This is a genomic window from Frigoribacterium faeni, from assembly GCF_007988805.1.
Taxonomy (GTDB): Bacteria; Actinomycetota; Actinomycetes; order Actinomycetales; family Microbacteriaceae; genus Frigoribacterium; species Frigoribacterium faeni.
In genome coordinates this window covers 45,478-63,565 of sequence record NZ_BJUV01000003.1, presented here as the reverse complement: position 1 = coordinate 63,565, position 18,088 = coordinate 45,478, and the positions used below count along the sequence as shown (strand labels likewise).

Sequence of the window (18,088 nt, the reverse complement as noted above, 5' to 3'; positions counted from 1 at the left end):
GAGGTATCCCATGCCCACCACCGTCCCCGTCCTGCTGACGCCGTCCGCCGGCGCCCCCTTCGAGCACTCCACCGTCGAGCTGCGCGACGTCGGCCCGAACGACGTCCAGATCGACATCGCGTTCGCCGGCATCTGCCACAGCGACATCCACCAGGCCCGCGAGGAGTGGGGCGAGGCCATCTTCCCGATGGTCCCCGGCCACGAGATCGCCGGCATCGTCACCGAGGTCGGCTCCGACGTCACCAAGCACCGGGTCGGCGACCGCGTCGGCATCGGCTGCTTCGTCGACAGCTGCCGCGAGTGCGAGAACTGCCTCGCCGGCGAGCAGCAGTTCTGCGTCAAGGGCAACGTCGCGACCTACAACGGCCGCCAGTACTCGGGCGAGCCCACCTACGGCGGCTACGCCAAGCAGATCGTCGCCGACGAGAACTACGTGCTGTCGATCCCCGAGGGCATCTCGCTCGACGAGGCCGCGCCGCTGCTCTGCGCCGGCATCACGACCTACTCGCCCCTGAAGCACTGGGGCGCCGGCCCCGGCAAGAAGGTCGCCGTCGTCGGCATGGGCGGGCTCGGCCACATGGCCGTCAAGATCGCCCACGCCATGGGCGCCGAGGTCACCGTCATCAGCCAGACGCTCTCCAAGCAGGAGGACGGCCTCAAGCTCGGCGCCGACCACTACTACGCGTCGAGCGACCCCGAGACGTTCGGCCGGCTGAAGAGCTCGTTCGACCTGATCATCAACACGATCTCGGCAGACATGGACATCGACGCCTACGCCCGCACCCTCCGCCTCAACGGCACGATGGTGTTCGTCGGTCTGCCCGAGAACCCGCAGTCGTTCCGGGCCGGCTCGCTCATCGGCGGACGCCGCAGCCTCGCCGGCTCGAACATCGGCGGGATCCCCGAGACGCAGGAGATGCTCGACTTCTGCGCCGAGCACCGCATCGGCGCCGAGATCGAGACGATCAGCGCGGACGACGTCGACGACGCCTACGAGCGCGTCGTCGCCAGCAAGGTCCGCTACCGCTTCGTGATCGACACCGCCACGATCTAGCGCCCACCGCACGACGAAGGCCCCCACCCATCGCGGGAGGGGGCCTTCGTCGTACCGGCGCGAGGCGACGAGCGGCTAGCTCGCCGGGGTGTTGAAGCGGCGGAGCCAGCCGGCGAACTGGGCCAGCTCGTCGTCCGTCCAGCCCTCGACGTGGCTGCGGAACACGGCGCGGTTCTCGTGCCGCACCTCGAGCATGCGGCTGTCGGCGCGGGCCGTGCTGCGCAGCAGCATGACCCGGCCGTCGGCGGCGTCCGGCACCATGTCGACGAAGTCGGCCTCGCGCAGCAGGGTCACCTGGCGGCTCACGGCGCTCTTGTCCATCGCCATCGCCTTGACGATGTCGCCGGCCGTGCAGGGCTGGTGCTTCATCACGTAGCGCAGCACGTAGAACGCCGACGGCGGCACGTCGGGGTCGAAGCGCGAGGCCGCGGCGGCGATGGTGCGCTTCGCCTCGACCATCATCGAGCCGATCTCGTCCACCACGCTCGCCATGACGCCCTCGCGTCCGTCGTCGTCGGGGACCGGGAGGCGCGGCGCGTCGAGCACCGCGCCTCCGGTCGGGCCGTCATCGGTCGGCTGCGACATCCTTCTCCTCGACCAGGGACGAGAACACCGGGCTCTCGGCCAGTTCGTCGTCGGACACCGGGTGGCCCGCCACCTCGGCGGCACCCGTCGCGATGATCGTATCGATCGTTCCCGTGCCGGTCGCCGTGTGAGCGTGGTGACGGGGCTGCGCGTCGGCCCCCTCGTCGATCGGCGAGACGGGCGCCGCGGCGGAGGCGGACGCCGGGTCCGTCGCCGAGACGGGCGCCGGGGTCGACGCCGTGGTCGGCGCGCTCGACACCGCGGGCGCCAGGGCCGACGTCGCGGCGGCGCCCTTGACGGCGGGCGACGCCTGGTTGCCGTCGACTGCGGCCTCGGCTCCGGTGGAGCCCGTGGTGGGTCCGTCCGTCGCCGCGGCGGCACGCTGGATGCCGGTCTTGGTGCCGAGCTCGACGTTCGGCAGGAGGCAGACGAAGATGATCGTGATGATCGCCAGCGGAGCCGCGATCAGGAACACGTCGGCTACGCCCTGACCGTAGGCCGACTCGATGATCGTGCGGATCGGGCCGGGCACCGTGCTGAGGTCGGGGATGCTCGTGGTCGACTCGCCGCTGCCGAGCGCGCTGGGGTCGACCCCGGCGTCGGTCAGGCCGTCGCTGATGTAGCCCGAGACCTTCGTGCCGAGCACGGCGCCCATCACCGAGACGCCGATGGTGCCGCCGAGGCTGCGGAAGAACGCGACGCTCGAGGAGGCGGCGCCGACGACGCCGACGTCGACCGAGTTCTGCACGACCAGCACGAGGTTCTGCATCACCATGCCGATCCCGAGGCCCATCATCGCCATGAAGACCGAGACGATGAAGAAGTTCGTGTCGTACTCGATGGTCGACATGAGGAAGAGGCCGGCGGCGAGCAGGATCGACCCGACGATCATGTAGGGCTTCCACTTGCCGTACTTCGAGATGAGCGCACCGGCCACCATCGACGAGATGAGCAGGCCCAGCACCATCGGCAGGGTCAGGACGCCGGCCATGGTCGGCGACTGCCCGCGGGCGAGCTGCATGTACTGGCCGAGGAAGACGCTCGTGCCGAACATGGCGACGCCGACGCTGAGCGAGGCGACCACCGCGAAGGTGAAGGTGCGGTTCTTGAAGAGAGTGAGCGGGATGATCGGCTCCTTCGAGCGGAACTCCACGATCACCGCGAGCACGAGCAGGGCGGCGGCGCCGAGGCCCATCACCCAGCTGGTGACCGAGTTCCACTCGAACTGCTTGCCGCCGAGCGACACCCAGATGAGCAGCAGCGAGACGCCTCCGGCGATCAGGCCGGCGCCCCAGTAGTCGATGACGACCTTCTTCTTGGGCTTGGCGGGCAGGTGGAGCGTGCGCTGGATGACGATGAGAGCGGCGATGCCGACGGGGACGCCGACGAAGAAGTTCCAGCGCCAGCCGATGGTGTCGGTGAGCACGCCGCCGAGCAGCGGGCCGCCGATCGTGCCGACGCTCATGACCGCGCCGAGGTAGCCCATGTACCGGCCGCGCTCACGGGGGCTGATGATGTCGCTCATGACGACCTGCACCAGCGCGGTGAGGCCGCCGGCGCCGAGGCCCTGGAACACGCGGAACGTGATCAGGGTCGCGGTGTTCTGCGAGAAGCCCGCCGCGACGGAGGCGAGCACGAAGAGCACGAGCGCCACCTGCAGCAGCACCTTGCGGTTCGTGAGGTCGGAGAACTTGCCCCACAGCGGCGTGCTCACCGTCGTGGCCAGCAGGGTCGCGGTGATGACCCAGGTGTACGACGTCTGGCTGCCGTTGAGGTCGCTGACGATGCGCGGCAGCGAGGTCGACACGACGGTCGACGAGAGGATCGCCACCAGCATGCCCATCAGCAGGCCCGACAGGGCCGTGAGGACTTCGCGGTGGCTCATGCCGGGCGCTTCGCCCGGTTCGTGCTTCGCGACGTGCTTGCTGCCCGTGGCGGTCGTGGTCTGCGACAAGGTGCGCTCCGGTGGTTCGAGATGGTGGTGTCCTCGACCGCCATTGGTCGAATTCGTTGGTTGCAGAATGTCAACCATACGCGTTCGTTGACCATTTGCAACGATTTCGCTGCAGAACGTGCATCTTTTTTCTCCGGACATCCCGGGACTACGAAGGAGGCGCGGTGCGAGTCGACCTCGCACCGCGCCTCCTTCGGGCATCCGCTCTAGCGGACCTCTTCGCGCCTCTTCTGCCGGAACATCTCGGCCGGCTCGTGCTCGCCGTTCCAGACCTGCGTGATGCCCCAGACGACGGCCATCAGCGGCACGGCGATGACGGCACCGACGACGCCGCCGAGGATCGTGCCCGCGGTCAGGGCGACGAGGATGACGAGGCCGTGCAGCTGGAGGGTGCGGCCCATGAGGACCGGCTGCAGGAAGTTCCCCTCGAGCTGGTTGACGAGCACGACGATGCCGATCACGATCAGCGCCTGGACCGGGCCGAGCGCGACGAGCGCGACGAGGGCCGCCAGGATGCCCGCGGCCGTCGCGCCGACCAGCGGGATGAAGGCCGTGAGGAACACGATGACGGCGAGCGGGAGCGCGAGGGGCACCCCGACGATCCAGAGACCGACGCCGATGCCGATCGCGTCGACGGCGGCCACCGTCGCGGTGCCGCGCACGTATCCGCCGAGGGTCGTGACCGTCTTGTCGCCGATGCGCCGGGCCCGCGCGTAGTTCTCGCCCGTGAAGGGACGGAGCAGGAACTCCCAGATCGCGGGGCCGTCCTTGAGGAAGAAGAACAGCACGACGATCATGAGCACGAGGCCCGTGGCGAAGCTGCCGACCGCGGAGGCCCCGGCGAGCGCGCCCGAGCCGAACTGCGAGCTCGTCACGAAGTCGACGGCGGCGTTGCGGACGTCCTCGATCTGCTGGTCGCTGATGGAGAACGGCAGGGTCGTGATCCAGTCCTGCAGCTTGTTGAAGCCCGAGGTGGCCGAGTCGACCAGCGAGCTGGCCTGGTTCTCGACCGCCCAGACGATCAGCCAGCCGACGAGGCCGAGGATGATCAGCACGGCGAACAGGCAGATCAACGTCGCCAGCACCGACGGCACGCGGTGCTTCCGCAGGAACGACACCACCGGCAGCATGGCCGAGGCGAAGATCAGCGCGAGCAGCACCGGGAGGGTGACGAGGCTCAGGCTGAGGAAGACGTAGATGACGCCGATCGTGACGATCAGCACGGCGATGATCTGCACGGCGCGCGTCGCGAGCGTGCCGAACGCGTCGGCCCAGAGCGAGTGCCGGACGGCGGCGTCGTGCTTCGCCACCTCGGCGTCTTGGCTGCGGAAGAGTCCCACGGTGTCGTCCTCGTTTCTTGTGCTGCGGAGAGGGGCGCGGCAGGTGCGGCGGCTCACGGATCGGGCGTGATCGCCCGACCAGACAAGTGAACCCCGTCGCGAGCGTATCGGCCCGATCCGCCCCGCGTCGAGCGGGCACCGGCCTACGGTGGAGGGCATGCCCACCTCCGTCCTCGTCGTGTCCGACACCCACGTCCCGCAGAAGGCGCGCGCCGTGCCGTCCGAGGTGTGGATCGCGGTCGAGAGGGTCGACGTCGTCGTGCACGCCGGGGACTGGACCGGGGTCGAGCTGCTCGACCAGTTCGAGGCCCGCGCGCGCCTGCTCGTGGGCGTCTGGGGCAACAACGACGGCCCCGCGCTGCGCGAGCGCCTGCCCGAGGTCGCCCGGACCACGATCGACGGCGTGCGGGTCGCCGTCGTCCACGAGACCGGAGCCAAGGAGGCGCGGGAGACCCGGATGGACCGCGCGCATCCCGAGACCGACCTCCTGCTCTTCGGTCACAGCCACATCCCGTGGGACACCACGAGCCCGGCCGGGATGCGCCTGCTGAACCCGGGGTCGCCCACGGACCGGCGCCGCCAGCCCCACGCGACCTACCTGACGCTCACCCTCGACGACGGCGCCGTGCGCGACGTCGAGCTGCACGAGCTGCCCGTCAAGCGGCCGGGGGTCCTCCCCCACCCGCGGATGACGACCTAGCGCCCCCGGCGTCGCCGAGGGGCTCGCGTCACTCGGCGGGGGTCTCGGAGGGCGAGGGCTCGTCGGACGGTGTCGCCGACGGCGTGGCCGAGGCGTCGTCCGACGGGGTCGGCGTCGGGCTGGCCGTGCTGTTGTCGGCGTAGCTGTTGCCGGCCGCGGTCACGACGAAGTTGCGGAACTCCTCGTTGGTGAACGGCTGGCTGGCCTCGTAGCGCTGTCCGTTGACCAGCACGAGCGGGGTGCCGGGCAGCGCGTCGACGGTGCTGTTCGGGATCGGCCCGTCGACCGCCCGCTGGGTGGCGGCCGTCACCCACGACGCGAACTCCTCGTCGTCGATGCAGGTCGTGATCCGGGCGGGGTCGGTCACGCCGTCGATGCCGGTGGCGATGCCCGCGAGGGCGGCGTCGTCGAGGCCGCGGGTGCCCTCCTCGGGCTGCTGCTCGAACATCGCCGTGTTGAAGTCGAAGTACGAGTCGGGCGAGTAGTTCGCCACGCAGGCCGCGGCGTTCGCCGCCCGGTTCGAGTACCGGGTGCCGACCGACGAGTTCGTGAGGATCGCCACCGGGTGGTACTCGACGGTGGCCGCGCCGGAGTCGACCAGGCCGGCGATGTAGTCGTTGTTGGCCGCCTCGAACTGGCCGCAGATCGGGCAGAGGTAGTCGAGGTAGACGACGATGTCGACCGTGTCGCTGGCCGCCGTCGTCTCGGACGCGACGGGCTCGTCGTCGGCCGCGAGGGCGGGCGTCGTCTCGGCGACGAAGCCCTGGCCGATGCGGATGCCGTCGCTGGCCATGTTGGCGGGGCCCGGGCCCGCCGGCCGGATGCTGTTGGTGATCACGAGCACGACCGCCACGACGACCGCGACGAGGACGAGCGCGAGGCCGCCCTGGATGAGCAGGCGACCGGTCTTCTGACGACGCTTCTGCTTCTTGCGCGCGAGCTGGGCCTTCTCGCGGGCCGCCGCGCGCCGCTGGTTCTTGCTGAGGCTCTTCTCGCCGGGGGCGTTGTCAGTCATGGAACGGGTTCTCCGATGCGCGACGGGAACACGACGTCGCGTCGTGGGGTGTGGGGAGGGGCTGCCGAGTTGCAGCACCCAGGAGATGGTACGAGGCGGGCCGTGGGGTTGTCCAAGCGCCCGTGTCGAAAACGATACCTTCCCCACCCCTGACCGGGGGTGAGAGGGACTCGTTTCAGTGCCATACTGTTCGGTGGTGGTCATCGCGGACCTCTTGGTCTGATCACCATCCATCACAACGGATCGTCCGGCACGTACCTGCCGGTGAAGGAGAAACATCATGGCGTCAGTCACGTTCAGCAAGGCCACCCGCCTCTACCCCGGCTCGACCCGAGCAGCGGTCGACGGCATCGACCTCGAGGTCGCCGACGGCGAGTTCCTCGTCCTGGTCGGCCCGTCCGGTTGCGGGAAGTCCACCACCCTGCGCATGCTCGCCGGCCTCGAAGAGGTCAACAGCGGCGACATCTTCATCGGCGACCGCAACGTCACCGACGTGCCGCCGAAGGACCGCGACATCGCGATGGTGTTCCAGAACTACGCGCTCTACCCGCACATGACCGTCGCCGAGAACATGGGCTTCGCGCTCAAGATCGCGGGCGTCGGCAAGGAGGAGCGCGCCAGCCGCGTGCTCGAGGCCGCCAAGCTGCTCGACCTCGAGCCCTACCTGGCCCGCAAGCCCAAGGCCCTCTCGGGTGGTCAGCGCCAGCGCGTCGCCATGGGCCGCGCCATCGTGCGTCAGCCCCAGGTGTTCCTCATGGACGAGCCCCTCTCGAACCTCGATGCCAAGCTCCGCGTGCAGACGCGCACTCAGATCGCATCGCTGCAGCGTCGACTCGGCGTCACCACCGTCTACGTCACCCACGACCAGACCGAGGCCCTCACCATGGGCGACCGGATCGCCGTGCTGAAGGACGGCATCCTGCAGCAGGTCGGCACCCCCCGCGACCTGTACGAGAAGCCGCAGAACGTCTTCGTCGCCGGCTTCATCGGCTCGCCCGCCATGAACCTGCTGCCCGCCGACGTCGTCGACGGCGGCATCCAGTTCGGCACCGCGGTCACCTCGGTCGACCGCGACACCGTGGGCCAGGCCACCGGCAAGAGCGTCACCGTGGGCGTCCGCCCCGAAGACGTCGTCGTCAACACGACCGGCGAGGGCCTGGCCGTCACGGTCGACGTCGTCGAGGAGCTCGGCGCCGACGGCTACCTCTACGGCCACACCGAGGTGAACGGCCAGCGCGTCGACATCGTCGTGCGGGTCGACGGTCGCAACCACCCCAAGCTGGGCGAGACCATCCACATCACCCCGCAGGCGCACCACGTGCACGTCTTCGACACCGAGAGCGGCGAGCGTCTCGGCGACAAGGCCGTCGTCAGCGCGTAGCAGCACCCCAGGTCGGCCCGTCGAGTCCGCTCGGAGCACGTCTCCGAACGACCGGCGGGCCGTCCGTCTTTTCCGCCCACCGCGCCTCCTCGGCTCGCCCTCCCCGCGACCCGAACGCCCCTGCCCCGGAAGGCCCCATGCCCGACTCCCTCAACATCACGTCCGCGACGGCCGACCCGGCGCTTCTCGACCTGCCGTGGTCGCTGCCCCTCGAGGAGTGGCCCGACGAGGCCATCGCGACGCTGCCGAAGGGCATCTCGCGCCACCTCGTGCGGTTCGCGCACCTGAGCGGATTCGTCATCGCGATCAAGGAGACCTCGGGCGAGATGGCGCGGGGCGAGTACGAGATGCTCCGCACCCTGCAGCGCATGGACATCCCGTGCGTCGATCCGCTGGCCGTCATCACCAACCGGCAGGACGCCGACGGCAGCCCGCTGAACCCCGTGCTGGTCACCCGGCATCTCAAGTTCTCGCTGCCGTACCGGGCGCTCTACTCGCAGACGCTCCGCCCCGACACGGCCAAGCGACTGGTCGACGCGCTCGCGCTGCTTCTCGTCCGGCTGCACATCATCGGCTTCTACTGGGGCGACGTCTCGCTGTCGAACACCCTGTTCCGTCGGGACGCCGGCGCGTTCGCCGCCTATCTGGTCGACGCCGAGACGGGCAAGCTCTACCCCGGCGGCCTGTCGAACGGACAGCGCGAGAACGACCTCGAGGTGGCCCGGGTCAACATCGCGGGCGAGCTGCTCGACCTCGAGGCCGGCGGCCGGCTCGACGACAACCTCGACGCCGTCGACGTCAGCAACGGCATCGTCGCCAAGTACCGCAGCCTCTGGACGGAGCTCACCGGCAGCGAGACCTTCTCGAGCTCGGAGCGCTGGCGCATCAACGACCGCGTCGAGCGCCTCAATGACCTCGGCTTCGACATCGAGGAGCTCGCCATCAAGACCGCCGAGGGCGGCACGCAGGTGAAGATCCAGCCCAAGGTCGTCGACGCCGGGCACCACTCGCGCCGGCTCCTCCGCCTGACCGGGCTCGACGTGGAGGAGAACCAGGCCCGCCGTCTGCTCAACGATCTCGACGCCTACCGGATGCGCACCGACCAGCTCGACAGCGACGAGGAGATGGCCGCCCACGAGTGGGCCGCCCGCGTCTTCGAGCCGGTCGTCCGTTCGATCCCCCGCGACCTGAGGGGACGGCTCGAGCCTGCCGAGGTGTTCCACCAGCTCCTCGAGCACCGCTGGTACCGGTCGCAGCAGGAGGACCGCGACGTGCCGATCGCCGAGGCGCTCACCTCGTACATCAACGAGGTGCTGCGCCACCGCCGCGACGAGCAGATGGTGATCGAGCCGCCCACCGAGTCGATCACGCTGCCCGAGGCCGCGCTGCTCGACGACGAGGACGACTGGCGCACGAAGGTCTGAGGCCGGACACGGAGGAGGCGCGGGTCGGGCTGGCAGCCGACCCGCGCCTCCTGATGGCCGTGCGCCCTACTTCTTGCGCTCCGCGCGCAGCTTCGAGATCTCGTAGAGGGTGACCGACGCCGCGATGCCGGCGTTCAGCGACTCGACGGCGCCGGTGATCGGCACCGAGACGATCGCGTCGCAGGTCTCGGCGACGATGCGGGACAGTCCCTTGCCCTCGCTGCCGACCACGACGACGATCGGGCGGTCCGCCAGCTCGAGGCCCGGCAGCATGACGTCGCCGTCGCCGTCGAGTCCGACGACGAAGACGCCCTGCTCCTTGAACGCCTTGAGGGTCTGGGTCAGGTTCGACGCCATCGCGACGGGGATGCGGGCCGCGGCGCCGGCCGAGGTCTTCCAGGCGGAGGCGGTCAGACCGACCGAGCGACGCTGGGGGACGATGACGCCCTGTCCGCCGAAGGCCGCGACCGAGCGGATGATCGCGCCCAGGTTGCGGGGGTCGGTGATCCCGTCGAGCGCGACGAAGAGCGGCTTCTGCTGACGCTTGACCGCGGCCTCGAGCATGTCGACCGGGTGCGCGTACTCGTACGGCGGCACCTTGAGCGCGACGCCCTGGTGCACGGAGTCGTGTCCGGTGATGCGGTCGAGCTCGGGTCGCATCACCTCGAGGATCGGCAGGCCGCGGCGGGTGGCGAGCTGCAGGATCTCCTTGGTGCGCTCGTCCATCTCGATGCGGGCCGCGATGTAGAGGGTCGTCGCCGGGATGCGCGTGCGCAGGGCCTCGACGACCGAGTTGCGCCCGGTGACCATCTCGTGGTCGTCGGACGACTTGGGGCGGCGGCGCTGCTCGCCGGCACCGCCGCGACCGGCGATCGGCGATCCGGCGCGGGGTCCGTTGCCGCCGCGACCGCGGGCGGCCTCCAGTCGCTCGCGCGCCGCCTTCGCCTTGCCGGCGGGGTGGTACGGACGGTCCTCTGCGGCGGGGGTGGGCTTCTTGCCCTCGAGGGCCTGTCGACCCTGCCCGCCGCTGCCGACCTGCTTGCCCTTGCTGCCCTGTCGGACGGCGCTGCCGCCGGGACGGCCCTTGCGTGCTCCGCTGGTGTTCTTCACTGTTCGAGGCTCCAATGCGACCCGCTGGGGGTGTCTTCGATGGTGATCCCGGCGCCCGAGAGGGTCGCGCGGATCTGGTCGGCCCGCGCGAAGTCGCGATCGGCCCGGGCGTGCTGGCGTTCGGCCAAGAGTACGTCGACCACGGCTCCGAGCGCGCGGTGCGCCGCGCCCTCGTCGTCGTCGCGCCACTCGGGGGCGAGCGGATCGATGCCGAGGACGGCGACCATGGCGGCCACGTGCTGCCACTCGCGGGCCGCCGTGTCGAGGTCGCCGTCGTCGAGCGCCGAGTTGCCGGAGCGCACGGCGTCGTGCAGCACGGCGATGGCCTGGGGGACGTTGAGGTCGTCGTCCATGGCGGCGGCGAAGTCGTCGGGGACGACCCGCGAGCCGACCGAGGCGAACCGGGTGTCGGCGAGCCGGCGCTCGGCGCGCGAGAGGAAGGTTTCGACCCGGTCGAGCGCCGCATCGGCCTCGGCGAGGGCGCCCTCGTGGTAGTCGATCGTCGAGCGGTAGTGCGCCGCGCTGAGGAAGTACCGGACCACGACGGGCCGGGCCTTCTCGAGGAACTCGGCGGCGAAGATCGAGTTGCCGAGCGACTTCGACATCTTCTGCCCGTCGACGTTGACGATGCCGTTGTGCAGCCAGTGGCGGGCGAAGGCGTCGCCCGCGGCGGTGGACTGCGCCAGCTCGTTCTCGTGGTGCGGGAACCGCAGGTCGAGTCCGCCGCCGTGGATGTCGAACTCCGACCCCAGGTAGCGCTTCGACATGGCCGAGCACTCGATGTGCCAGCCGGGCCGCCCGTCGCCCCAGGGCGACGGCCAGGCCGCCGAGGCGGGCTCGTCGGCCTTCGCGCCCTTCCACAGGGCGAAGTCGCGGGCCTCGCGCTTGCCGCGCGGGTCGGCGTCGGCGGCCGGTGCCATGTCGGCGATGTCCTGTCGCGTGAGGGCGCCGTAGGCGGGCCAGCTCGCGGTGTCGAAGTAGACGTCGCCCGAGTCGTCGGGGGCGGCGTAGGCGTGACCCCGCTCGATGAGCGACGCGATGATCTGCTGCATCTCGGCGATGCTCGCGGTCGCCCGCGGCTCGTAGGTCGGCGCGAGGATGCCCAGCGCCTGGTAGCCGGCGGTGAACTCGAGCTCGTAGCGGTAGGCCCTCGCCCACCACTCCTCGGCGGTGCCCGAGGCGAGAGCGAGGATCTTGTCGTCGATGTCGGTGACGTTGCGGACGAGCGTGACGTCGAGCCCGCGGTAGGTGAACCAGCGGCGCCAGAGATCGTAGACGAGCGCGGACCGCAGGTGCCCGACGTGCGGCGACGACTGCACGGTGGGCCCGCAGACGTACAGCCCCACCCGGCCGGGGACGAGGGGTTCGAAGTCGACGAGCGCCTGCGCGCGGGAGTCGTAGAGACGGATGGTCACGCGGTCAGCCTATTCAGTGGGGTCGGTGGTCGGAGGCAGATGACGAGGAGGCACGGAGCGCTCCCCCGGGTCGACCACGGCCACCAGCGCGGTCGCGATCGCCGTCACGCCCTCGCCCCGCCCGGTGAAGCCGAGCCCGTCCGTGGTGGTCGCCGAGACGCTCACCGGGGCGCCGACGACCTCGATGAGCCGCGCCTCCATCTGGAGACGACGGCGGGCCAGACGCGGGCGGTTGCCGATCACCTGCACGGCGACCGACACGACGTCGAAGCCGGCGTGGCTGAGACGCTCGAGGGTCGCGGTGAGGAACACCTCGCCGGAGGCACCGGCGAAGCGGGGGTCGTCGGTGCCGAACACCGTGCCGATGTCGCCGAGGCCGGCCGCCGAGAGGAGGGCGTCGACCACGGCGTGCGCGACGGCGTCGCCGTCGCTGTGCCCGGCGAGGCCGGGCTCGTCGGCGAAGTGCAGGAGGCCGAGGTGGAGCGGCTGACCGGCGTCGAAGCCGTGGACGTCGACACCGAGACCGGTGCGGAGCCGACGCGCGTCGGTCGACGCCGGGCGGGGCCGCCCGGCCTCGCCGTCGCCGCGGGAGTCGGCGTCGGCCCGGGCGATGGTCTCGGCGCGCCGGAGGTCCCACGGGGTGGTGATCTTGAAGGCCACGGGATCGCCCTCGACGACGATGACCCGGTGACCCCGTGCCGCGAAGAGCGCGGCGTCGTCGGTGTGCTCGGCCTCGGCGGCCGAGTAGGCCGCGTCGAGCGCGGCGCGCGGGAACCCCTGCGGGGTCTGCATCGCCACCAGCTCGGAGCGGTCGACGGTCTCGACGACCTCGGCGGTCGCGCTCACGCGCTTGATGGTGTCACTGACGGGCAGACCCGGGACGACGCCGTGCCCCGTCCGCTCGACCGTCGACGCGACGAGCTCGAACTGGGCGGCCGGGGTGAACGGACGAGCGCAGTCGTGCACGAGCACGGTCTCGACCGAGGGGACGATCTCGCGGAGACCGGCGGCCACCGACGCCTGTCGGGACGCCCCGCCGACGACGACCGCGACGTGGTCGCGGGCGGGTCCGGCGACGCGGGAGACGAGCAGGCGCGAGGGCGCGAGCATCGCCAGGGGGACGACCACGACGACCTGCATGGGCTCGGAGGTCGCGAAGATCGAGTCGAGCGAGCGTTCGAGGATGCTGCGGCCGGCTACCTCGACGAACGCCTTCGGCGCGCCCTGGGCGAGCCGGGTGCCGCTGCCGGCCGCGACGACGACGACCGCTCGAGCGACTCCGTCGAGCGGATCGCTCGGGGTGCCGGACGGGCGGTCGTCGGTGGCGTCAGGACGCAAGGACCTCGTCGAGCACGCTCGACGCCTTCTCTTCGTCGGTCTTCTCGGCGAGCGCCAGCTCGGACACGAGGATCTGACGGGCTTTGGCGAGCATGCGCTTCTCGCCGGCGGAGAGGCCGCGGTCCTGGTCGCGGCGCCAGAGGTCGCGGACGACCTCGGAGACCTTGATGACGTCGCCCGAGGCGAGCTTCTCGAGGTTGGCCTTGTACCGGCGCGACCAGTTGGTGGGCTCTTCGGTGAAGGGAGCGCGGAGGACGTCGAACACGCGGTCGAGGCCTTCTCGGCCGATCACGTCGCGGACGCCGACGAGGTCGACGTTGTCCGCCGGGACCTCGATGGTCAGATCGCCCTGAGTGACGCGGAGCGTGAGGTACAGCTTCTCTTCGCCCTTGACGATCCGCTTCTTGACCTCTGAGATGGTCGCTGCCCCGTGGTGCGGGTATACAACGGTCTCGCCTACCTCGAACTGCATGAATCAGGCTCCATTCTGCGACACCCAGGATACCATAGGGAGTTCTTGGTAAGGCTTCCCTTACACTCCCCTCCGCCCTGGCATCGCTAGGCTGGGGTAGACCTTTGCTCTGAACTGGATCCTGGAGGACACCCGTGCGAGACGGATCTGTGCTGAACCTTCGATCGGCGCTCGGTCGTCGCACCGTGGCGGCCACCGCCGTCGCCGTCGGCGTCGTGCTCGCCGCCGCCGGCTGCAACTTCATCAGCCCGCAGGCCACCCTCAAGCAGTACGACGCCAGCGACGGCACGAGCGTCAACGTCGGTGACATCGCGGTGCGCAACGCGATCGCCCTCACCGAGGACGGCACCGAGGCCAGCCTCAGCATGGTCGTCCTGAACACCGGCGACGACGCCGTCGACGTGTCGTTCCAGTACCCGACCGAGGCCGGTCAGCAGACCGAGACCGTCACGGTCGACGGCGACTCGCAGGTCCGCCGCGGCACGACCGAGGGCGACGACCAGCTGCTCATGACGGGCCTCGACGTCACGGTCGGCTCGCTCATCCCCGTCTACGTCCAGTACGGCACCGAGACCGGCAAGACCCTGCAGGTGCCCGTGCTCAACGGCGATCTGCCCGAGTACGCCACCCTGCTGCCCTCCCCCGCCACCAGCGACGAGCCGGGCACCGACTCGACGCCGCTGCCCGAGTCGAGCGCGAACCCCGAGGGCAACGACCGCCAGTCGGACGACGGCGCCACCCAGGAGGGCGCGACGCCGAGCGCCACGACGGCTCCGTAGACCGCACGCACCACCCCGAGAGGCCCGGTCCGCATCCGCGGTGCCGGGCCTCTCGTCGTCCCCGGCCGCGCCGCGCCTCCTCGGCTCTCTCCACGGCGGAGGGTCGGGGCTACGCCTCGATGCGGTAGCCGAGCCCCCGCACGGTGACGAGCGCCTTCGGCTCGGACGGCACGGCCTCGATCTTCGAGCGGATCCGTTTGATGTGCACGTCGAGCGTCTTGGTGTCGCCGAAGTAGTCGGCACCCCAGACCCGGTCGATCAGCTGCCCGCGGGTCAGCACCCGGCCGGCGTTGCGCATCAGCAGCTCGAGCAGCTCGAACTCCTTCAGCGGCATCGCGATGTCCTCGCCCCGCACGGTGACGACGTGGCGCTCGACGTCCATGCGGATGTCACCGGCCTCGAGCATCGTGTCGGAGAGGTCGTCGGTGTCGACCCGACGGCGGAGCACCGCCCGGATGCGCGCCAGCAGCTCGCGCGTCGAGTACGGCTTCGTGACGTAGTCGTCGGCGCCGAGCTCGAGCCCGACGACGATGTCGACCTCGCTGTCCTTCGCGGTCAGCATGACGATCGGCACCTGCGACTTCGTGCGCAGCACGCGGCAGACCTCGGTGCCCGGGATCCCCGGCAGCATCAGGTCGAGCAGCACCAGGTCCGCGCCGCCCTTGTCGAACGCGGCGACGGCGGCGAGACCGTCCTCGGCCACGGTCGTCGTGTAGCCCTCGCGCTCGAGGATGAACGCCAGCGGTTCGCTGAGCGACTCTTCGTCTTCGACGATCAGGATGTGGGTCGTCATCGTGCCTCTGTGTCTTGTCGGGTGGTGACCGGGATGGGGACGGACCGCGTGTCGGGCGCCGTGTGCGCCTCGGGCAGTCGGATGGTGAAGGTGGAGCCGTTGCCGACCTGCGACCAGACGCGCACGTCGCCGCCGTGGTTCTGCACCACGTGCTTGACGATGGCGAGGCCGAGGCCGGTGCCGCCGGTGCGACGCGACCGCGCCGGGTCGACCCGGTAGAAGCGCTCGAAGACGCGGTCGAGCTCGTCGTCGGGGATCCCGTAGCCCTGGTCGGTCACCGCGACCTCGACCGTCCCGGAGTCGTCGACGGTGGCCCCGATGCCGACCCGCGATCCGTCGGGCGAGTAGTTGATGGCGTTGGCGACGAGGTTGTCGACGGCGGTGACCAGCATCTGCTCGTCGCCGTGGACCGACGCGTGCCGGCCGCCCCGGACGACCAGCGAGATGCCGCGTGCGTCGGCCACGACGCGGTTGCGGTCGACGGCCGCGTCGACGACGTGCCGGACGTCGACGGGCTCGCTCGACTCGAGCGCGTCGGTGGCCTGCAGTCGCGACAGCTCGATGATGTCCTGGGTCAGACGCCCCAGCCGTCCGGCCTCGCGCGTGAGGCTCTTCGCGAAGTGCCGCACCTGCTCCGGATCCGCCGAGGCCGCCTCGAGGGCCTCGGCCAGGAGGCCGACGGCCCCGATCGGCGTCTTGAGCTCGTGGCTGATGTTGGCGACGAAGTCCCGGCGCATGTCGTCGAGACGCCGACCCTCGCTGCGGTCCTCCGCGAGCACGAGCACGTAGCGGCTGCCGAGCGGCGCCGCGCGCACGCCGAGCACGAAGGTCGCCTCGCTGCCGGGGAGGCGCGCCAGTGTCAGCTCGCCGGCCTGCGGTTCGCCCTCCCGCCGCGCCTCGGCCACGAGCGCCTCGATCTCGGGGTGGACGAGGTGCTGCTGCGCGGAGATCAGCCCCAGCTGGAGCGCGCCCTGCGACGCCTTCAGCACGTTGCCGGACGGGTCGACCACGACGCCCGCGGACTCGAGCGCGTCGAGCACGGCGTCGATCCCGTCGGGGAGGGACACCTCGACGAGCCGCGCCACCCGGACCGATCGCGAGTGCGCCGCCACCACGACGATGACGATCGCGGCGCCGACCACGGCCCCGAAGGCCAGCGAGACGGGCACCAACCAGGCGGAGTCCATGACCATCACGATAGTGACCCCCGAGGAGCAGGATGAACGGGAGGGGCCGGGACGGCCTGTACTTTGGTCAGTGTTCAGGCCGACGGCACCAGCCGTTAACCTTCACCCGTGAGGCTGGCCTGGACTGTGCGGGCGACTGTGCCCCGCTGCCGGGCGTCCACGCCGCCGCGAGCTACGAGAGGGTCGACAACGACATGCGCGAGGTATTCCAGCAAGAGCTGCAAGAGGTGCAAGAGCGTCTCGTCGAGATCTCGGGCATGGTCGCGGTCTCCATCCGCAACGCGACCACCGCCTTCAACGAGTCGAACGTGTCGCTCGCCGAGCAGGTCATCGCCGACGACGACGCCATCGACGAGCGAGCCATCGCCCTCGACGAGCTCGCCATCGACATCCTGGCCCGACAGAACCCCGTCGCCCGCGACCTCCGCATCGTGGTGAGCGCGCTGCGCATCAGCGCGTCGCTCGAGCGCATGGGCGACATGGCCGAGCACATCGCCCAGCTCGCCCGCTACCGGTTCCCCGAGAAGGTCGTGCCGAAGTCGCTGCGCCCCACCTTCAAGGAGCTCGGCGAGCTCGACGTCGCGATCGCCGAGAAGCTGACCGAGCTGCTGACCACGGAGGACGTCCGCCTGGCGGAGGAGATCCGCAACGACGACGACCGCATCGACGAGCTGCACCTCAGCGTCTTCGACAAGGTGCTCGGCGAGACCTGGAAGGGCGCGGCCGTCGACACGGTCGACTCCACCCTCGCCTCGCGCTACCACGAGCGCTTCGCCGACCACGCGGTGTCCATCGCCAAGAAGGTCCAGTACCTCGCCACCGGCGATTGGGTCGCCCCCGAGGTGTGATCCCTCCGGTGCCGAGGAGGCGCGGTGTCCGTTCGACGGGCACCGCGCCTCCCTCGTTCTCCGACAGGATGGGGGCATGGCTTCAGTCGCGATCCTCGTCAACGGTCTGCCCGGTTCGGGCAAGACCACCCTCTCGGCCACGCTCGCCGGCGTGCTCGGCTGCCCGCTGCTGGCCAAGGACCCGATCACGGAGGCGCTGGTCGACCTGGCCGGGCCGATGATCGACCCGCACGCCCTCGGCGGCATCGCGATGGACACCGTCTGGGCGATGGCGGGCGAGGTCGAGGCCGGCGTGGTCGTCGACTCGTTCTGGCACCGGGAGCGCGACCTCGAGTCCGCCCGGGCCGGCGTCGAGCGCGCCGGGTCGCCGCGCACGGTCGAGGTGTGGTGCGACGTCGACCCCGAGGTGGCCCTGCAGCGCGTCGTCGACCGGCTCGCGGCCGGCGGCCGACACCCGGCTCACGGCACCGTCGAGTCGGCCCGCGCGTCGTGGCCCGAGTGGGCCGGGGCGGCCGAGCCGCTCGGGCTGTGGCCGGTCATCCGCATCGACACGAGCACGCCGGTCGACATCGACGACCTGGTGATGCAGATCAGCGCTCAGTTCGTCTGAGCGCGGCGCTCGGACCGTGTCGGCGGGTTCTCCGCACCGGCGGCGGGTCAGCGCTGACCCGCCACCGGTGACGGGAACCCGCC

General features: G+C 70.7%; 17 protein-coding genes. 7 read left to right on the top strand and 10 right to left on the bottom strand.

Annotated features, from left to right (window positions below; all coding sequences use genetic code 11):
- Positions 1-10: 10 nt before the first annotated feature.
- Positions 11-1,054 carry an NAD(P)-dependent alcohol dehydrogenase gene (locus tag FFA01_RS02180; protein ID WP_146852529.1) on the top strand — a complete coding sequence of 348 codons (1,044 nt, stop codon included), beginning with the start codon at positions 11-13 and terminating at the stop codon, positions 1,052-1,054.
- 75 nt (positions 1,055-1,129) lie between these two features.
- Here FFA01_RS02180 and FFA01_RS02175 read toward each other — a convergent pair whose 3' ends face one another.
- The 3 genes from FFA01_RS02175 to FFA01_RS02165 form a co-directional block, all read right to left on the bottom strand.
- Entirely contained in the window at positions 1,130-1,639 is a 510-nt protein-coding gene (locus FFA01_RS02175) for a MarR family winged helix-turn-helix transcriptional regulator (protein WP_146852527.1), read from the bottom strand.
- Positions 1,620-3,524: an MDR family MFS transporter gene (locus FFA01_RS02170; RefSeq protein WP_146852718.1), complete on the bottom strand. Its 1,905-nt coding sequence runs from the start codon at positions 3,522-3,524 to the stop codon at positions 1,620-1,622. Before FFA01_RS02170 ends, FFA01_RS02175 begins: the two co-directional genes overlap by 20 nt.
- 275 nt (positions 3,525-3,799) lie before the next feature.
- The gene (locus FFA01_RS02165; RefSeq protein WP_244289657.1) at positions 3,800-4,933 is read right to left on the bottom strand and encodes an AI-2E family transporter; all 1,134 of its coding nucleotides are present in this window, start codon (positions 4,931-4,933) and stop codon (positions 3,800-3,802) included.
- Positions 4,934-5,090: 157 nt separating this feature from the next.
- Between FFA01_RS02165 and FFA01_RS02160 the strand changes: the two genes are divergently transcribed.
- Positions 5,091-5,633, top strand: a complete 543-nt coding sequence (locus FFA01_RS02160) for a metallophosphoesterase family protein (protein WP_146852523.1) — start codon at positions 5,091-5,093, stop codon at positions 5,631-5,633.
- Between the two features lie 28 nt (positions 5,634-5,661).
- On the opposite strand, the gene FFA01_RS02155 is transcribed toward FFA01_RS02160, so the two are convergent.
- Positions 5,662-6,648: a DsbA family protein gene (locus tag FFA01_RS02155; RefSeq protein WP_146852521.1), complete on the bottom strand. Its 987-nt coding sequence runs from the start codon at positions 6,646-6,648 to the stop codon at positions 5,662-5,664.
- A gap of 280 nt (positions 6,649-6,928) precedes the next feature.
- Here FFA01_RS02155 and FFA01_RS02150 point away from each other — a divergent pair, with 280 nt between their 5' ends.
- Both FFA01_RS02150 and FFA01_RS02145 read left to right on the top strand, forming a co-directional pair.
- Positions 6,929-8,029: an ABC transporter ATP-binding protein gene (locus FFA01_RS02150; RefSeq protein ID WP_146852519.1), complete on the top strand. Its 1,101-nt coding sequence runs from the start codon at positions 6,929-6,931 to the stop codon at positions 8,027-8,029.
- A gap of 137 nt (positions 8,030-8,166) precedes the next feature.
- The gene (locus tag FFA01_RS02145) at positions 8,167-9,453 is read left to right on the top strand and encodes a DUF4032 domain-containing protein (RefSeq protein WP_146852517.1); all 1,287 of its coding nucleotides are present in this window, start codon (positions 8,167-8,169) and stop codon (positions 9,451-9,453) included.
- A 66-nt stretch (positions 9,454-9,519) separates the two neighbouring features.
- Here FFA01_RS02145 and rlmB read toward each other — a convergent pair whose 3' ends face one another.
- The 4 genes from rlmB to FFA01_RS02125 are packed head-to-tail and all read right to left on the bottom strand — an operon-like array spanning position 9,520 to position 13,788.
- The gene (gene rlmB / locus FFA01_RS02140) at positions 9,520-10,563 is read right to left on the bottom strand and encodes a 23S rRNA (guanosine(2251)-2'-O)-methyltransferase RlmB (protein WP_146852515.1); all 1,044 of its coding nucleotides are present in this window, start codon (positions 10,561-10,563) and stop codon (positions 9,520-9,522) included.
- Positions 10,560-11,978, bottom strand: a complete 1,419-nt coding sequence (gene cysS / locus FFA01_RS02135) for a cysteine--tRNA ligase (protein WP_146852513.1) — start codon at positions 11,976-11,978, stop codon at positions 10,560-10,562. Before cysS ends, rlmB begins: the two co-directional genes overlap by 4 nt.
- Positions 11,979-11,987: 9 nt before the next feature.
- Positions 11,988-13,316: a 2-C-methyl-D-erythritol 4-phosphate cytidylyltransferase gene (ispD, locus tag FFA01_RS02130; RefSeq protein ID WP_146852511.1), complete on the bottom strand. Its 1,329-nt coding sequence runs from the start codon at positions 13,314-13,316 to the stop codon at positions 11,988-11,990.
- Positions 13,306-13,788 (bottom strand): CarD family transcriptional regulator, encoded by a 483-nt coding sequence (locus FFA01_RS02125; RefSeq protein ID WP_146852509.1) that lies wholly within the window; start codon positions 13,786-13,788, stop codon positions 13,306-13,308. The genes ispD and FFA01_RS02125 overlap by 11 nt, the downstream gene beginning before the upstream one ends.
- 134 nt (positions 13,789-13,922) lie before the next feature.
- Between FFA01_RS02125 and FFA01_RS02120 the strand changes: the two genes are divergently transcribed.
- Complete coding sequence (locus tag FFA01_RS02120) at positions 13,923-14,567, top strand: hypothetical protein (protein WP_146852506.1); 645 nt, start codon at positions 13,923-13,925, stop codon at positions 14,565-14,567.
- Positions 14,568-14,676: 109 nt separating this feature from the next.
- Here the strand turns inward: FFA01_RS02120 and FFA01_RS02115 are convergent, their stop codons facing one another.
- On the bottom strand, positions 14,677-15,360 hold the full coding sequence (locus FFA01_RS02115) for a winged helix-turn-helix domain-containing protein (RefSeq protein WP_146852504.1): 684 nt from the start codon (positions 15,358-15,360) through the stop codon (positions 14,677-14,679).
- On the bottom strand, positions 15,357-16,547 hold the full coding sequence (locus tag FFA01_RS02110) for a sensor histidine kinase (protein ID WP_146852502.1): 1,191 nt from the start codon (positions 16,545-16,547) through the stop codon (positions 15,357-15,359). The genes FFA01_RS02115 and FFA01_RS02110 overlap by 4 nt, the downstream gene beginning before the upstream one ends.
- Positions 16,548-16,741: 194 nt before the next feature.
- Here FFA01_RS02110 and phoU point away from each other — a divergent pair, with 194 nt between their 5' ends.
- Together phoU and FFA01_RS02100 are read left to right on the top strand one after the other, a co-directional pair.
- Entirely contained in the window at positions 16,742-17,395 is a 654-nt protein-coding gene (gene phoU / locus FFA01_RS02105; protein WP_146852500.1) for a phosphate signaling complex protein PhoU, read from the top strand.
- 76 nt (positions 17,396-17,471) lie between these two features.
- Positions 17,472-18,005: a P-loop nucleotide/nucleoside kinase family protein gene (locus FFA01_RS02100; RefSeq protein WP_146852497.1), complete on the top strand. Its 534-nt coding sequence runs from the start codon at positions 17,472-17,474 to the stop codon at positions 18,003-18,005.
- The last annotated feature ends 83 nt before the right edge of the window (positions 18,006-18,088 follow it).

What these genes read in the sequence shown, in the direction of transcription:
- FFA01_RS02180 (WP_146852529.1), top strand. Translation starts at nt 11, where the DNA reads ATGCCCACCACCGTCCCCGTCCTGCTGACGCCGTCCGCCGGCGCCCCC.
- FFA01_RS02175 (WP_146852527.1), bottom strand. Translation starts at nt 1,639, where the DNA reads ATGTCGCAGCCGACCGATGACGGCCCGACCGGAGGCGCGGTGCTCGAC.
- FFA01_RS02170 (WP_146852718.1), bottom strand. Translation starts at nt 3,524, where the DNA reads ATGAGCCACCGCGAAGTCCTCACGGCCCTGTCGGGCCTGCTGATGGGC.
- FFA01_RS02160 (WP_146852523.1), top strand. Translation starts at nt 5,091, where the DNA reads ATGCCCACCTCCGTCCTCGTCGTGTCCGACACCCACGTCCCGCAGAAG.
- FFA01_RS02155 (WP_146852521.1), bottom strand. Translation starts at nt 6,648, where the DNA reads ATGACTGACAACGCCCCCGGCGAGAAGAGCCTCAGCAAGAACCAGCGG.
- FFA01_RS02150 (WP_146852519.1), top strand. Translation starts at nt 6,929, where the DNA reads ATGGCGTCAGTCACGTTCAGCAAGGCCACCCGCCTCTACCCCGGCTCG.
- FFA01_RS02145 (WP_146852517.1), top strand. Translation starts at nt 8,167, where the DNA reads ATGCCCGACTCCCTCAACATCACGTCCGCGACGGCCGACCCGGCGCTT.
- FFA01_RS02125 (WP_146852509.1), bottom strand. Translation starts at nt 13,788, where the DNA reads ATGCAGTTCGAGGTAGGCGAGACCGTTGTATACCCGCACCACGGGGCA.
- FFA01_RS02115 (WP_146852504.1), bottom strand. Translation starts at nt 15,360, where the DNA reads ATGACGACCCACATCCTGATCGTCGAAGACGAAGAGTCGCTCAGCGAA.
- FFA01_RS02110 (WP_146852502.1), bottom strand. Translation starts at nt 16,547, where the DNA reads ATGGACTCCGCCTGGTTGGTGCCCGTCTCGCTGGCCTTCGGGGCCGTG.
- phoU (WP_146852500.1), top strand. Translation starts at nt 16,742, where the DNA reads ATGCGCGAGGTATTCCAGCAAGAGCTGCAAGAGGTGCAAGAGCGTCTC.
- FFA01_RS02100 (WP_146852497.1), top strand. Translation starts at nt 17,472, where the DNA reads ATGGCTTCAGTCGCGATCCTCGTCAACGGTCTGCCCGGTTCGGGCAAG.